Origin of the sequence: Bradyrhizobium acaciae (genome assembly GCF_020889785.1) — a bacterium.
Taxonomy (GTDB): Bacteria; Pseudomonadota; Alphaproteobacteria; order Rhizobiales; family Xanthobacteraceae; genus Bradyrhizobium; species Bradyrhizobium acaciae.
This window is the reverse complement of sequence record NZ_JACMYK010000010.1, coordinates 1-13288: the sequence shown is the minus strand read 5'-3', so window position 1 is coordinate 13288 and position 13288 is coordinate 1. Positions and strand designations below refer to the sequence as shown.

General features: G+C 63.6%; 14 protein-coding genes and 1 tRNA gene. 9 read left to right on the top strand and 6 right to left on the bottom strand.

All coding sequences use genetic code 11. The features are described 5' to 3' along the window. Positions 1 to 63: 63 nt before the first annotated feature. From H8A92_RS07060 to H8A92_RS07045, 4 genes are all read left to right on the top strand, one after another. Positions 64 to 1710, top strand: a complete 1647-nt coding sequence (locus H8A92_RS07060; RefSeq protein ID WP_229195111.1) for a hypothetical protein — start codon at positions 64 to 66, stop codon at positions 1708 to 1710. A gap of 64 nt (positions 1711 to 1774) precedes the next feature. Next, positions 1775 to 2245, top strand: coding sequence for an FMN-binding protein (locus H8A92_RS07055; protein WP_229195110.1), 471 nt, complete (start codon positions 1775 to 1777; stop codon positions 2243 to 2245). Further along, entirely contained in the window at positions 2226 to 3134 is a 909-nt protein-coding gene (locus H8A92_RS07050) for an FAD:protein FMN transferase (protein WP_229195109.1), read from the top strand. Before H8A92_RS07055 ends, H8A92_RS07050 begins: the two co-directional genes overlap by 20 nt. Before the next feature lie 43 nt (positions 3135 to 3177). Further along, positions 3178 to 3543, top strand: coding sequence for a hypothetical protein (locus tag H8A92_RS07045; RefSeq protein ID WP_229195108.1), 366 nt, complete (start codon positions 3178 to 3180; stop codon positions 3541 to 3543). A 6-nt stretch (positions 3544 to 3549) separates the two neighbouring features. Here H8A92_RS07045 and H8A92_RS07040 read toward each other — a convergent pair whose 3' ends face one another. Then, positions 3550 to 4224, bottom strand: a complete 675-nt coding sequence (locus H8A92_RS07040; RefSeq protein WP_229195107.1) for an LON peptidase substrate-binding domain-containing protein — start codon at positions 4222 to 4224, stop codon at positions 3550 to 3552. 30 nt (positions 4225 to 4254) lie between these two features. Beyond that, a complete protein-coding gene (gene trxA, locus H8A92_RS07035; RefSeq protein ID WP_229195106.1) occupies positions 4255 to 5175 on the bottom strand; it encodes a thioredoxin in 921 nt (306 codons plus the stop codon). 92 nt (positions 5176 to 5267) lie between these two features. On the opposite strand from trxA, the gene H8A92_RS07030 reads away from it, so the two are divergent. The 5 genes from H8A92_RS07030 to H8A92_RS07010 all read left to right on the top strand — a co-directional run bounded on the left by H8A92_RS07030 (position 5268) and on the right by H8A92_RS07010 (position 9465). Beyond that, positions 5268 to 5894, top strand: a complete 627-nt coding sequence (locus H8A92_RS07030; RefSeq protein WP_229195105.1) for an SRPBCC family protein — start codon at positions 5268 to 5270, stop codon at positions 5892 to 5894. 160 nt (positions 5895 to 6054) lie between these two features. Next, positions 6055 to 6129: transfer RNA gene (locus H8A92_RS07025), tRNA-Gly, on the top strand. A gap of 230 nt (positions 6130 to 6359) precedes the next feature. Next, the gene (locus H8A92_RS07020; protein WP_229195104.1) at positions 6360 to 7040 is read left to right on the top strand and encodes a DUF2865 domain-containing protein; all 681 of its coding nucleotides are present in this window, start codon (positions 6360 to 6362) and stop codon (positions 7038 to 7040) included. 378 nt (positions 7041 to 7418) lie between these two features. Further along, complete coding sequence (locus tag H8A92_RS07015) at positions 7419 to 8696, top strand: PQQ-dependent sugar dehydrogenase (RefSeq protein ID WP_229195103.1); 1278 nt, start codon at positions 7419 to 7421, stop codon at positions 8694 to 8696. A gap of 190 nt (positions 8697 to 8886) precedes the next feature. Next, entirely contained in the window at positions 8887 to 9465 is a 579-nt protein-coding gene (locus H8A92_RS07010) for a c-type cytochrome (protein ID WP_229195102.1), read from the top strand. 165 nt (positions 9466 to 9630) lie between these two features. On the opposite strand, the gene panE is transcribed toward H8A92_RS07010, so the two are convergent. The 4 genes from panE to H8A92_RS06990 all read right to left on the bottom strand — a co-directional run. Next, on the bottom strand, positions 9631 to 10551 hold the full coding sequence (gene panE / locus H8A92_RS07005) for a 2-dehydropantoate 2-reductase (protein ID WP_229195101.1): 921 nt from the start codon (positions 10549 to 10551) through the stop codon (positions 9631 to 9633). Positions 10552 to 10669: 118 nt separating this feature from the next. Next, complete coding sequence (locus H8A92_RS07000) at positions 10670 to 11320, bottom strand: 2-hydroxychromene-2-carboxylate isomerase (protein WP_229195100.1); 651 nt, start codon at positions 11318 to 11320, stop codon at positions 10670 to 10672. Positions 11321 to 11386: 66 nt separating this feature from the next. Next, positions 11387 to 12742, bottom strand: coding sequence for an MATE family efflux transporter (locus H8A92_RS06995; RefSeq protein ID WP_420831296.1), 1356 nt, complete (start codon positions 12740 to 12742; stop codon positions 11387 to 11389). Positions 12743 to 12958: 216 nt separating this feature from the next. Further along, the coding region (locus H8A92_RS06990; RefSeq protein ID WP_229195099.1) for a DUF2239 family protein at positions 12959 to 13288 on the bottom strand (330 nt) is incomplete at its 5' end.

Sequence of the window (13288 nt, the reverse complement as noted above, 5' to 3'; positions counted from 1 at the left end):
AGACAGTGCTAGGTGCGCCCTTATGTCGCGGGTTTTCCATTTCCGCCGATCCAGGGGAGCTGCATGTCATCGCATCACAGCACGGGCTTCGGTGCTTCGAAATTCGAGCTTGGCTCCAGATCGAGGCGCGCGGCGCTGCTCGCGGCGACCGCGCTGTCGGTCTTCACCGGCAGCGGCGCCCTCGCGGCAGACGATAGCGCGAACGAGGCATTGCTGAAAAAGCTCGACAAGATGGAGCGGCGCATCGCAGCGCTCGAAGCCGAGCTGAAGGAAAAGGAAAGTCGCCCTCCGGCTGGCGTCGATGCCAAGTCCTCGCCGCGGCCGGCCTCGATTCGCAGCGTCAACGCGACGGCGTCACCCCCCGATGCGAAGGAGGCGACGGATACCAAGCAGGAAGCGAAGGAGAGCAAGGGCAAGCCCGAAGCCCAATCGGCAGAGGCGCCGGCCAAGCCGATGCTGAATCTCCCGCCGCTGCCTGCGGCAGGCGACAAGCCCATTCTCGGACTGGTCGATTCACCCGTGCCTGGCCTCAGCATCGGCGCCTATGGCGAAATCAAGTTTGGCAGCGCGCAAAATCCGGCTGCCAACGGCCAGTGGCAAAAGGGCTTCGATGCTCAGCGCTTCGTCCTGTTGCCGACCTACGCGATTACGCCAAACATCATCTTCAACGCCGAGATCGAATTCGAGCACGCCGGCTCCGGATTCGACAACGACGACAAGCTCCACGGTACCGCCGAAATCGAGCAGCTCTGGATCGACTTCAAGATCATCGATCAGTTCAACTGGCGTGCGCCGGGTATCGATCTTGTGCCGATCGGCTACTACAACCAGCACCACGAGCCGACGCAGTTCTACAGCGTGAACCGGCCCGAGCTGTATCTCGGGCTCATTCCGTCGACCTGGAAGGTGCCGGCCAGCAGCGTCTACGGGACGATCACCGAAGATCTGAAGTATCAGGTGATGGTTGCGACCAGTAACGAGGACTTCGGCGATTCCTTTGATAATCGCACCGCGGCCAAGACCGTGCCGCTTCCGGGTACGGCGTACGCGGCGGGGATCGACGGCCTGAACGGGCTCGCTTTCTCGCGGCCCCCGCTCGGTGATTTCCAGCAGCTCAACAACGCGGTCGCGGTCGCCGGCCGGCTGGACTTCACGCCGACGTTCCTCCAGGGCTTCGCCGGCAGCGTCAGCGCCTATTTCTCGCCGAACACGACGCCGCGCGGAGCTCACGACGATCTCGGCAATTTCCTCGGTCACTCGAGTCTGTCGATGTTCGACGCCGAGTTCCGCTATCGCGTGCCTCAGACCGGCCTCGAGCTTCGCGGCGAGTATGTCCGTGCGGATTTCAGCCATCCGGAGAATCTACGCGCGAACAACGATTCGGATCCCACCAACAATGTCGGCAAGTCGATGTACGGCTATTCCGGCGAGATCGCCTACCACGTGCAGCTCGGCACCGTCCTGAACAGCGAGTGGGAGGCGGTGCCGTTCTATCGCTACACCTACCAGAACCTCCAGACCGGCGGCTTTGCCGGCACGGATGCGAACATGCCGACCGGTGCGGGCCAGCGACAATACCACACCGCCGGCTTCGCGTTGTTCCCGTCGCCGAAGGTCGTGCTGAAGGCGACCTACCAGCACGTCATCGACAAGAGCATCACCAGTGCGATGTCGGATTCGTTCCTCGGTGGCGTCGGCTTCTTCTTCTGAGATCGGTACGGCGCGCAGGACAGGCCGCTGCAGCGTGATGAAAACGATAGGAGCGAAGTGTAAGATGAGTTGGGTTCGATATACGCTGCCGGCTGCGGCGATCGTGTCGGCTGCTTCGCCGGCCTATGCGGTTCAGTATATGTCGATCGAGGAGGCGCAGAAGCAGGCGTTTCCGTCGGCGACGCATTTCACCGAGGTCCAGGCCGGCCGGGTCTGGAAGGCCGAGGCCGGCGGCAAGGTCGCGGGATTTCTCATCTTCGACCGGGTGATCGGCAAGCACCTGTTCATCGACTATGCGGTGGCGCTGACGCCGGGCGGCGCGGTGCACAGCGTCGAGATCCTGCAATACAGGGAATCCTACGGCGGTGAGGTCAGGAGCCCAAGCTGGCTTGCGCAATTTGTCGGCAAGACCAGCGCCAGTGCGCTCAAGGTCAATGGCGACATCAGAAACATCTCCGGCGCGACGCTGTCGTCGACGCATGTCACGGAGGGCGTGAAGAGGATCCTGACCGCCTATGCCAATCGCCTCCGATAGGACTCGCCGCGCGCGCCCGCTGCTCGGCACCTTTGTCGAGATCGAGGTCGCCGCCGCCGGCTCCAGAACGAATGCCGCCATCGACGCCGCATTCGATGCGGTCGCGCAGGTTCATCGGCTGATGAGCTTTCATGAGCGCGACAGCGATGTCAGCCGGCTCAATCGAGAGGCCGGCGTTCGGCCGATGCGGGTTCACGCCTGGACGTTCGAGGTGCTGGAGGCGGCGGTCGAGATGCACTGGCGCTCCGGGGGGATCTTCGATGCGACCGTTGCACCGGCATTGCAAGCCGTCGGCCTGCTGCCGGGAGCGGACGACGAGCGGGCCGTCGTGCCCGGACCGTGCGTCGGCGATGCGATCGAGTTGCTGCCCGAACGCATCGTGCGCCTTCAGGCGCCCGGTACCAGGATCGATCTCGGAGGAATCGCCAAGGGCTTTGCGGTCGACCGCGCCATCGAGGTGTTGCGCGAGTTCGACGTTCCGGCAGGGCTGGTGAATGCCGGCGGCGATCTTCGGGTGTTCGGAGTAGCGCCGCACGCGGTCGATCTGCGCGATCCGCGCGACCCGCTACGCCTGCTTGCGCGTATCGAGATGGCTGGAGAGGCGCTGGCGTCGACGGCGCGCCGATTTGATCTGATGGAGGGCTCGTCTCTGGGCGTTTCCGCGATCATCAATCCCGCAACCGGGGAGCCGGCCGCTGCGATGATCGGCGCCACGATCCGTACGTCGTCATGCATGATTGCCGATGCGCTGACCAAGGTCGTGATGATCTCGGGGACCGGTGCCGGCGACCTGCTCGAGCATTACGGAGCCAGCGCCCTGCTGATCGCGGCAGACGGGGACATTCAGATCACGTCCGACTGGTCAGAGGCGGTGCACCTTGCGGCTTAAACGTTCATTTCGCTATGCGATGTACGCCGCGTTTGCGGCGCTGTTGCTGACCGGCGCCGGCTGGTTGGTGGCCGATTGGCAAAAGAACGCCGACGGTGCCGAGATATGGCAGCAGGTTGCCGCCAACCTGCTGATGATTCATGGCGGTGTCGCCATGCTGGCGCTGCTGTTGCTCGGCGCGCTCGTTCCCGTGCATCTGCTGCGCGCGTGGCGGAGCCGCAAGAATCGCATTTCGGGATCGATCATGGCGACGTTCAATGCCGCGCTGATCGTGACCGCCTTCGGGCTCTACTACCTCGGTTCGGAGGTGGTCAGGCCCTGGATGAGCTGGATCCATCTCAGCGTGGGGTTTGCCCTGTCGCTGATGTTTCCGCTTCATATCTGGTTTGGTCGGCGAGAGTTGCGGTGACGGCCCTTATTGCACCGGCGGGTCGCCGCTGGTGCGTTTCTTGGCGAGGTCCATCTCGGTGACCGCGATCAGGATCTCGGCGCGGGTCTTCAGGTCGGGCGCTTCGAGCATCGCCTGCTTCTCGGCGGAACCATAGGGCGACATCATCGCCAGCGCATTGACCAGCGCCTCGTTGGGCGCGGACTCGATTCCTTCCCAGTCGACCTTCAGATTGTTGGCTTCCAGGAAATCGGCGAGCACCTCGAGCAGCGCCTTGCGGTCGACGGCGTCCTCGCCCTTGCGTGCGGTGAAGTCGCCGGTGAACGAGAAGAAGTCGACCTTGCATTGCCGGTACGGCGTCTGCACCGTCAGCTCCTCGACGATCTTGAAGCGCGCGACGCCGGTCAGCTCGAGGATGTAGCGGCCGTCGCCGGATTCGGCGAGCTGGGTGATGCGGCCGACGCAGCCGATGCGGAACAGCACCGGCTTCGCCTCTTTCTGGGAATGCGCCGCATCGGGCTGGATCATGCCGATCAGGCGGTGACCGTCGCGCAGCGCGTCGTCGATCATCGCGAGATAGCGCGGCTCGAAGATGTTGAGCGGCATCTGGCCGCGCGGCAGCAGCAGCGCGCCCGGCAGCGGGAACACCGGGATGATCTCCGGGAGCTCGCCGGGCCCGCGATATTCGGCATTGATCGGCATCTACGGTCCCGCTGCTGTGACGGGCGTGCTTTACGAGAACAGGATCGTCGACAACCGCCGGCGCCCCTCGACGGTTGCCTCATCGGTGCCGCCCCACGCCTCGAAGAACTGCACCAGCTGTTTGCGCGCGCCGTCGTCGTTCCACTTGCGGTCGCGCTTGACGATGGCGAGCAATTGCTCGGTCGCCTCCGCGCGCTTGTTCATGGCATTGAGCGCGGTCGCGAGATCGAATCGCGCCTGATGATCGAGCGGGTTTGCGGCGACTTTCTGTTCCAGCTCCGCGATCGGACCGACCGACTGCGCCTGTTCGGCGAGATCAATCGCCGCCTGCACCGCCTTCACCGCGGCGTCGTTGCGCTTCGATTCCGGAACCATCGCCAGCGTCTGCTTGGCCTGCTCGACCGCACCCGAAGTGACGTAGCATTTGGCAAGGCCGGCGAGCGCCCCGATGTTGGTGGCATCGTGGGCCAGCACCTCGGCATAGATCTGTGCGGCCTGGGCGGCGTCGCCCTCGGCCAGCACGGCGTCGGCCTCGGCCAGGATCTCCGCCAGATTGGGCTCGCCGGCGGCGGGCACGCCCTTGGTGATCTTCTCGATGAAGGCGTTGACCTGGCTCTCCGGCACCGCGCCCATGAAGCCGTCAGCGGGCTGGCCGTTGACGAAGGCGATCACGGCCGGGATCGACTGGATGCCCATCTGGCCCGGGATCTGCGGATGCTCGTCGATGTTCATCTTGACCAGCTTGACCCGGCCCTTGGCGTTGTTGACCGCCTTTTCCAGCATCGGCGTGAGCTGGCGGCAGGGACCGCACCACGGCGCCCAGAAGTCGATCATCACCGGCTGCCGGCGCGATTCCTCGATGACGTCCTTGACGAAGGTCTGGGTCGTCGTCTCCTTGATCAGATCGGGCGCTGCCTGGGGCGTGGGGCCGCCTTGCTCCATTATCGTCACGTTGTCCTCGCCTGGTCTTCTGAGGTCAATAAATATGGGGGCGTTCTAGCACGCTCCGCGCGGCCGGTTCAGCCGTTCTGTCAGGCTAGAGCATGATCCCGGAAAAGTGGGAACCGGTTTTCCGAGGGATCATGCCCAGTAAATGGCGGTCGGCCAGAAAAATTCAATCGCTTGCCGGCCGTCCCGTTCCATCGGAGATCGGGTGGGTCGGCGCCCCGGAACGGCTGATGATGGCGGTCCTTCATGGCCCCAGGGGATCGCCGATGGCAAAGGCCTATTACAGCACCGTGTTCGAGCAGCCGGCCGGCGAGGTCTGGAAAATCATCCGCGATTTCAATAATTACCCGGTCTGGGTCCACGGTGCTGCCACGAGCGAGATCGAGGGCGGCAGATCCGGTGACACCGTCGGTGCCGTGCGCAACGTGCTGTACCGGGAGCGTCGGATCCGGCAGCGGCTGCTTGCGCAATCCGATGTGGAGCGCTTCCAGACCTATGAATTTGCCGACAGCCCGACCCTGCCGGTGACGGATTTCAGCGCGACCCTGCGGGTGACCCCGGTGGTCGACGGCGACCGGGCCTTTATCGAATGGTGGGCGGTGTTCGATTGCGACGCCGGCAGCCGCGTCGAACTGGCGCAGACGCTGACCGGCTGGTTCGAGACCTGGCTCGAATCGCTCCGGGACGAGATGGCTTTGAGGCCCGTTCCGGCGGAAAGGTGAAAAGAAATCGGCGGCGTGGTCGATTTCGGCCGATTCGAGGTCGATTTTTAAGGAAACCGCGCGATTTCGTGAGGCTCGGACCGCGCTCTTGTGTTGCATTCACAGACAGCATTTGGCATAGGTCTGCCGTTGCCGGCGAGCGATCGCCGCCATTTCGGATGCGGGTGTAGCTCAGTGGTAGAGCACGACCTTGCCAAGGTCGGGGTCGAGGGTTCGAGCCCCTTCGCCCGCTCCAAATATCTCGCTGACCGAGCTGACAGTCTGATGAAGGCCCGCCCATTGGTGCGGGCTTTTTGGTGTTCGGACGGCACCACGATCGCGCGGTCAGGATGCCGCGGCCGGCGATAGCCGTTTCGGGTCCGGTTGGCCGCCAGAACGGTGCTTTCTCAAAACTGACAGATATCTGTGCTGTGTCGGCGTTGAAGTGGCTGCCGCTCGCGCCTCGACGCGGCAAGCAAGTGAATGATGTCGATCAGCTGGAAGCCAGATCCCGGGTTGAACCGGCGCTTGGCGCATGCATGCGTTGCAGCGCTGGTCGTGCTCGTCGGCATCTCGACATATCCGCCGGCTTCAGCGCAGCAATTGCCGAGCGACTCGGCGTATGCGCCGGCGCCCGGTTCCTTTCCCGTACCTGGCTTTGTTCCGGCGCCCGGCCTTGATCCCGCGGAGCGGCTGCGGCCGCGGGTCTACATCACGACGCGATCGCAACTGGGCGGCCGGCAGAACTTCTGCGTCACAACCTGCGATGGCCGCTTCTTCCCGCTGTCGCGTGTGAGCGAGGCGGCGGATATCAGGACATGCGAGGCGGCCTGTCCCGCCGCCGAGGTGAAGCTGTATTCCGGCTCCGATATCGACAGCGCCCGAACCGACGACGGCGAGACCTACAAGACGCTCGCCAATGCATTCCGCTTCCAGCGCGAGATCGTGCCGCGATGCTCGTGCAGCGCCGGCGCCTCCACCGGCCTGTCGCCGATTGCGATCGAGGACGACATGACGCTTCGCACCGGTGACATCATCGCCGCCGATGACGGCTTCAAGATCGCGGCGATCTCCAGCGGGCAGCGGCGCAGCGTGTTGTTAGGCCGTTGTCGAAAGCAAAAGTGCAGGCGCTCGGCCTCGCCCGCCTCTCATCGCGCTAAAGCATGATCCGGAAAAGTGCGAAGCGGTTTTCCGAAAAGATCATGCTCAAACAAGGAGCTAAAGCGCGATGACGCTTCAACCTGATCTCATCGCGCTTTAGTTGGCGCGATCATCGGCGTTAGCTTCATTCGAATATCACGCTGCGGTGCAGAATGCCTTGTTATCAGGCAGGCTCGTGCAGGAAAATTTGATCTCAAATTTCGTCTCAAATTTCGCCTCAACTTGTTTTGACGCAGCGCACACCGCTGCATGCGCTTTTCAGCGTCGATGGATGTGCTACCATTTTGCCGTCTGACCTACCTCACAGACCGCCACCATCATCTCTCACGGCGTTCAAAATCAATAACAGGCAAGCTGCAACGGCTTGCGTAGGGGAGTGACGCGATGAAGTCCGCTTTCAATCGATCAATACTTGCGTTCGCGGCGATAGCGCTGCTGGCGGGGACAAGCTTTGCCAATGCGCAGCAACAAACGGACAAGAGCCGGGCGCTGAAGAAGTACGAATCGGGCACGAAGGAATTCTGGACCCATCCGCCGGATGACTGGTTCCTCGGCGACGAGACCGAGGCGCAGAAGGGCCTTGCCCCGCCGTCCGGTCCGCCGACCGGCGCGTCGGATTCCGAGCTCGCGGCGATGATGAAGAAGATCAAGCTGCCGCCGGGCTTCAAGATCGAGGTCTATGCCTCGAACGTGCTCGCGGCGCGGCAGATGGCCTGGGGCGACAAGGGCACGCTGTTCGTCGGCTCGTTCGGCCTCGGCAACGTCTATGCGATCAAGGACAACAACGGCAAGAAGGAGGTCAAGACCATCCTCAAGGGCCTCAACATGCCGACCGGCCTCGCCTTCCGCGACGGCGCGCTCTACGTGATCGCGGTCGACAAGCTGATCAAGTACGACAATGCCGAAGCCAATCTCGACAATCTCGGCCAAGGCAAGGTGGTGTATGACGACATGCCGTCCTACGCGGCGCATGGCTGGAAATACATCGCCGTCGACAAGGATGGCTGGTTCTACATTCCGTTCGGACCTCCCTTCAACATCGGCATCCCGCCGACCTCGGTTTCGCAGATCCGCCGCGTCGATCCGAAGACCGGCAATGCGGAGATCTGGGCGCTCGGCGTGCGCAACTCGGTCGGTGGCGACGTCGATCCGCGCACCGGCAAGTACTGGTTCACCGAAAACGCCCGCGACTGGATCAGCGACGATCTGCCGAGCGACAAGCTCAACATGATCTCGAAGATCGGCGAGCATTTCGGTTATCCCTATTGCCACCAGGGCAACCTGCCGGACACCAAGTTCGCGATGGGTCACAATTGCTCGGAGTTCACCCCGCCGGTGTACAATCTGGGTGCGCACGTGGCTCCGCTCGGCATGAAGTTCTATACCGGCAGCCAATTCCCGGCCGACTACAAGAACGCGATCCTGATCGCCGAGCACGGCTCCTGGAACCGGCACAAGTACCAGGGCGGCCGCATCGTGAAGATCACCGCGAGCCCCGACGGCAAGGACGCCAAGCAGGAAGTCTTCGCGTCCGGCTGGATCGAGGGTGACCAGGGCTATCTCGGCCGTCCCGCCGACATCCTTCTCGACAAGGATGGCTCCATCCTCGTCGCCGACGATTGGGCCGGTGCGATCTATCGCATCAGCTACAGCAAGAAGTAACGGTTGAGCCAATGCGGGGCTGCGGGGGCCGATCAGGCAGTCGCAGCCCCGTTTACGTGGAACGGCAAGCCGTCCACGGAACAGATCAGTCATGCCCGGACTTGATCCGGGCATCCATCCAAACAAAAACCCCTTTCAAGCAGATGGATTGCCGGGTCGAGCCCGGCAATGACAGCCGGAGAAACTGACAATGCGTCATGCGTCGCTTGGAATCCTGTCAGCGGCCATCCTGCTGGCGTCGTCCGCGCAGGCTGCCGACAATGCCGCCGTCAAGGAGAAGGCCGAGGTCTGCGCCGGTTGCCATGGCGACAACGGCATCTCGCAGACCGAGAACATTCCCTCGCTGGCCGGTCAGCTCGACCAGTACATCCAATGGCAGCTGGTGTTCTTCCGCGCCGGCGCGCGCAAGAACGAGCAGATGCAGCCGATCGTCGAGCAGCTCAGCAACGAGGACATCCGCAATCTCGGCGCCTATTTCGCGCAGCTTCCGCCGTTCAAGGGCGGCAAGGACGACAATCCGGACTTGTCCGAAAAGGGCAAGCAGGCCGCCGCCGGCCGCCGCTGCGCCTCATGCCATGGCGATGGCTTTGCCGGCACCAAGGCCGTCGCCCGCATTGCCGGCCAGCGCGAGGAATATCTCGTCAAGGCGTTGCACGACTACAAGTCCGGGCAACGCTCCGGCGGCGCGCAGGCCGCGATGGCCGATGTGGCCTACCCGCTGAGCGACGAGGAGATCACCGCGCTCGCGCATTATCTGTCGCATTTGTAGCCGCAAAGATGGCGTCGTCCCTGCCTAGTGCGCAATTGCGCACGGGAGCGGGGACCCATACGCCGCAACCTCTCAATTTGAGGCAGATGCGGTTGCTATCTCGTCACCCAATTGGAGCCGGTGGTTGTGGGTCCCTGCTTTCGCAGGGACGACGCCAATAGTGTGTTAGCCAACCCGCTGCTTCTCATACGCCTTCAGATGCGTGTACGCCGTGCGCAGCTTCGGCACCGGGATCTTGGCGGCGTCGGCGCGCACGATCAGGTCGCCGATCACGTGATCGGCCTCGACCGGCAGCCCCGCCTTGATGTCGCGGAACATCGATGCGGTCATCGGCGAGCCCTCGGCGGTCAGCAGCCCGCGCGTGCGCTGGAAGAACGGGCCGCCCGGCGCATGGCCGGCGTCGGCGGCGATCGCGGTGCATTCGTCGAGAATGCCGAGCAGGAAATCCTTGCCGCCGGGCGCGGCCAGGATGTTGCCGACCGAGGTCCGCATCAGGCTGGTGGAAGCGGCGAGCGATGCCAAAAACACCCACTTCTCCCACATGTCCTGCATGATGTGATCGCTGGCGGTCGCGCCGTTGACGACGGAGAACGTGTCGGCGATCGCGCGCACCCGATCCGACATGCCGCCGGCGCGCTCGCCGAAATTGAGCGACTGCATCGGCTGCAGCTGCACCACCTCGCGCTTCTCGTTCAGGGTCGCTGCGATCGCGCAGAGGCCGCCGAGCACATGCTGGGCGCCGAACCTCTTGTCCAGCGCATCGAGATGCAGCATGCCGTTGAGCAGCGGGATGATCGCGGTCTTGTCGCCGACCGCGGGCGCAAAGGACTTGATCGCGTCGTCGAGATCGAATGCCTTGCAGCTCAGCAGCACCACGTCGAACTTGTCCGAGAGCTTGTCCGCCTGCACGGTCGGCGGGTTGTTCAGCGTGACATCGCCGTTCGGGCTCTTGATCACGAGCCCGGCCGAGGCGAGCTCGGAGGCGCGGCGAGGGCGCACCAGGAAAGTGACGTCGCGGCCGCCCTGAAGCATCCGGCCACCGAAATAACCGCCGATCGCACCGGCGCCGACCACGAGAACGCGCATGGGAATTTGTCCTTCTTTGTTGTTGCCCGGAGGGCGGGGCGGAATAACGAATGCGGGTAACGAATAGAGTGGGATGTCAGTGCGGCCTTCGCTACTCGCAATTTACCGCCCGCTCATCTCACTTTCCCGACACCAGTTCCTCGACTTCGCGCAGCTGCTCCTTGCCGAAGAAAATCTCCTTGCCGACGAAGAAGGTCGGCGAGCCGAACGCGCCGCGCTCGACGGCGGACTGGGTGTATTCGATCAGCTTGCCCTTGACGTCGGCATCCTGTGCCCGCGCGAACAGTTTTGCGGCATCGAGGCCGGAGGAGGCGAGGGCTTTGCCGGCGACCTCCGGGTCGTCCATCTTCTTCGGCTCGACCCACATGTGGTGGAAGGCCGCATCGATATATTTCTCGAACACGCCTTCGAGCTGGGCGGCGACCGCCGCGCGCATCAGGTTCAGCGTGTTGACCGGGAAGAACGGGTTCCAGGTGTAGGGCTTGACGTTGAAGCGCTTGAGGAAGCGCTCGGTCTCGATCTTCATGAACTCCGGCTTGTTCTTGACGCCCGCCAGCGTCTCGGCCGGCGATTTATTGTTGGTGGCCTTGAAGATGCCGCCGAGCAGGACCGGGACATATTCGAATTTGACGCCGGTGCGCTTTTCGATCGCCGGGATCGCCTCGTGGCTGAGGAAAGCGTTGGGGCTGCCGAAATCGAACAGGAATTGCGGATTTTGGCTCACGGCGGTCTCTCCCTCGGCTTGTTTAGTCTGGGCTCGTTGTAGCATGGGCCTGCTGCCGCAGGCGCCATCCATAGAATATGATAATCATCATGTGAGCCGCGGCGCGCGATGTCAAATCAGTCGCTTGATAGTCTGCTTGCGCCATACCAGGGTGTAATAGGCCATCTGCAGCACGAACATGGTGGCGAAGGTGGCGGGATAGGCGATCCAGATGCCGCTGATGCCGATGGCGCGGCTGAGCAGGATCGCGACCGGCACCTCGACCAGCGCCATCGCCAGGATCGAGATGAACAATGGCATCCACACCGTGCCGCCGGCGCGCATCGCGCCGGAAAACACCGTCGCCATGCCGAACAGCACCATGCTCCAGAGCACGATGTACAGAAGCTGCTGCGCCAGCGCGAGCACCGCGCCGTCGACGATGAAGAAGCCCATCAGCGGCCGCGCGAAGAGATAGCCGAGCACGACCAGTCCGCCGGTCAGTGCGAGGTTCATCTCGAGCCCGGTCCGCACGATGGCGCCGACCCGGCCGGAATCGCCGCGGCCGATCGCCTGCGCGCCGAAGATCGAGGTGGTGATGGCAATCGAGATCGCCGGAAACTGCACATAGCCGATCACCTGGTTGACCGCGCCATAGGCGGCGGTGGCGTCCGAGCCGAAGCCGTTGACGAGGCCGAGCAGCACCAGCTCGGCGAGCGAGACGACCACCATGCCGATCGCTGTGGGAATACCGAGCCGCAATACGATGCGCAGCAGGGCGCCGTTCGGCCGCATCGCGCGCAGGAACGCGGCGTCGAAGGCGAGCGGATGCTTGTGCCTGAGCATGTGGACATGCAGCCAGAGCAGCGTGACCACGCCCGAGACGGCGGAAGCGATTGCGGCACTGGCGACGCCCATCATCGGCAGCCCGAGCCAGCCGCGGATCAGCGCCGGCGTCACCACGAGGCCGACGACGGTCGAGACCGTCAGCGCCAGCAGCGGCGTCACGGTGTCGCCGACGCCGCGCATCATCGCCGCGAGCAGCAGGAAGCCGAACGTGACGGGCATCGTGATCATCATGATCCGCGCATAGGACACCGCGGCGTCGAGCACGTCAGGCGGCGTGGCGAGCGCGATCAACAGCGGCCGAGCGAACAGGCCGCCAAGGATTGCGATCGCGAGAGCAAGCAGCAATGTCACGGTCATGGTCGTGCCGGCAACTGCCTTCACCCGGTCGGGCTCGCCGGCGCCCCAGGCTTGGCCGATCATGACCGAGGCGCCGGCGCTCAGCCCGATCACGAAGGAGATGAAGAAGAACATCACCGGGAAGAACACCGACGCGGCGGCAAGCGCGTCGACTCCGATCATCTGGCCGAGATAGACGCCGTTGATGGTGCCGAACAGCGATTGCAGCACGTTGCTCAGCAACATCGGCGCGAGGAAGAACAGGAAGGCTTTGCGTAGGGACGTGGGCTTGGACACGTTCAAATTCCAAAGTGGTACCGAGCTTGTGCGGTTTGGTGAGTAGGTCAGGCAGCATGTACCGCTGTCGTCCCTGCGAAAGCAGGGACCCATACTCCGCGGCCTTGCTAAGGGCACGCGGCTAGTTCGACGCGCTGCAATGCTCTTCAGTGGTTATGGGTCCCTGCTTTCGCAGGGACGACATCCCGTTTGAGGTTACTCACCCAGACTATTCAAAATGAATCAGTCCGCTTGATCGCTATGGGCGAGCGCGATCGCGTGATCGCGGATATCGGCCGGCCAGTCTGCGATCAGCGTCGCGAAGCGCCGCCGGTCGTGCGCGAACAGCGCGCGGATCGCGTCCTCGTAGTTCGGCCGGTTGCCGGCCATCGTGGTCATGAAGCGATAGGCGGCATCCTGCGCAGCGCGCGTCCGATCCTTGTCGCCGCTGGAGCGCCGCGCCTCGTCGACCAGCTTGCGGAGCGCAACCGATGCACCGCCCTTTTGCTGTGCGAGCCAGTCCCAGTGTCGCGGCAACAGCGTGATCTCGCGCGCGACGACGCCGAGCTTCGG

Excerpts from the sequence above, each read along its gene's own strand:
- H8A92_RS07060 (WP_229195111.1), top strand. The coding sequence starts at position 64 with ATGTCATCGCATCACAGCACGGGCTTCGGTGCTTCGAAATTCGAGCTT.
- H8A92_RS07055 (WP_229195110.1), top strand. The coding sequence starts at position 1,775 with ATGAGTTGGGTTCGATATACGCTGCCGGCTGCGGCGATCGTGTCGGCT.
- H8A92_RS07050 (WP_229195109.1), top strand. The coding sequence starts at position 2,226 with ATGCCAATCGCCTCCGATAGGACTCGCCGCGCGCGCCCGCTGCTCGGC.
- H8A92_RS07040 (WP_229195107.1), bottom strand. The coding sequence starts at position 4,224 with ATGCCGATCAATGCCGAATATCGCGGGCCCGGCGAGCTCCCGGAGATC.
- H8A92_RS07030 (WP_229195105.1), top strand. The coding sequence starts at position 5,268 with ATGATCCCGGAAAAGTGGGAACCGGTTTTCCGAGGGATCATGCCCAGT.
- H8A92_RS07020 (WP_229195104.1), top strand. The coding sequence starts at position 6,360 with ATGTCGATCAGCTGGAAGCCAGATCCCGGGTTGAACCGGCGCTTGGCG.
- H8A92_RS07015 (WP_229195103.1), top strand. The coding sequence starts at position 7,419 with ATGAAGTCCGCTTTCAATCGATCAATACTTGCGTTCGCGGCGATAGCG.
- H8A92_RS07010 (WP_229195102.1), top strand. The coding sequence starts at position 8,887 with ATGCGTCATGCGTCGCTTGGAATCCTGTCAGCGGCCATCCTGCTGGCG.
- panE (WP_229195101.1), bottom strand. The coding sequence starts at position 10,551 with ATGCGCGTTCTCGTGGTCGGCGCCGGTGCGATCGGCGGTTATTTCGGT.
- H8A92_RS07000 (WP_229195100.1), bottom strand. The coding sequence starts at position 11,320 with ATGCTACAACGAGCCCAGACTAAACAAGCCGAGGGAGAGACCGCCGTG.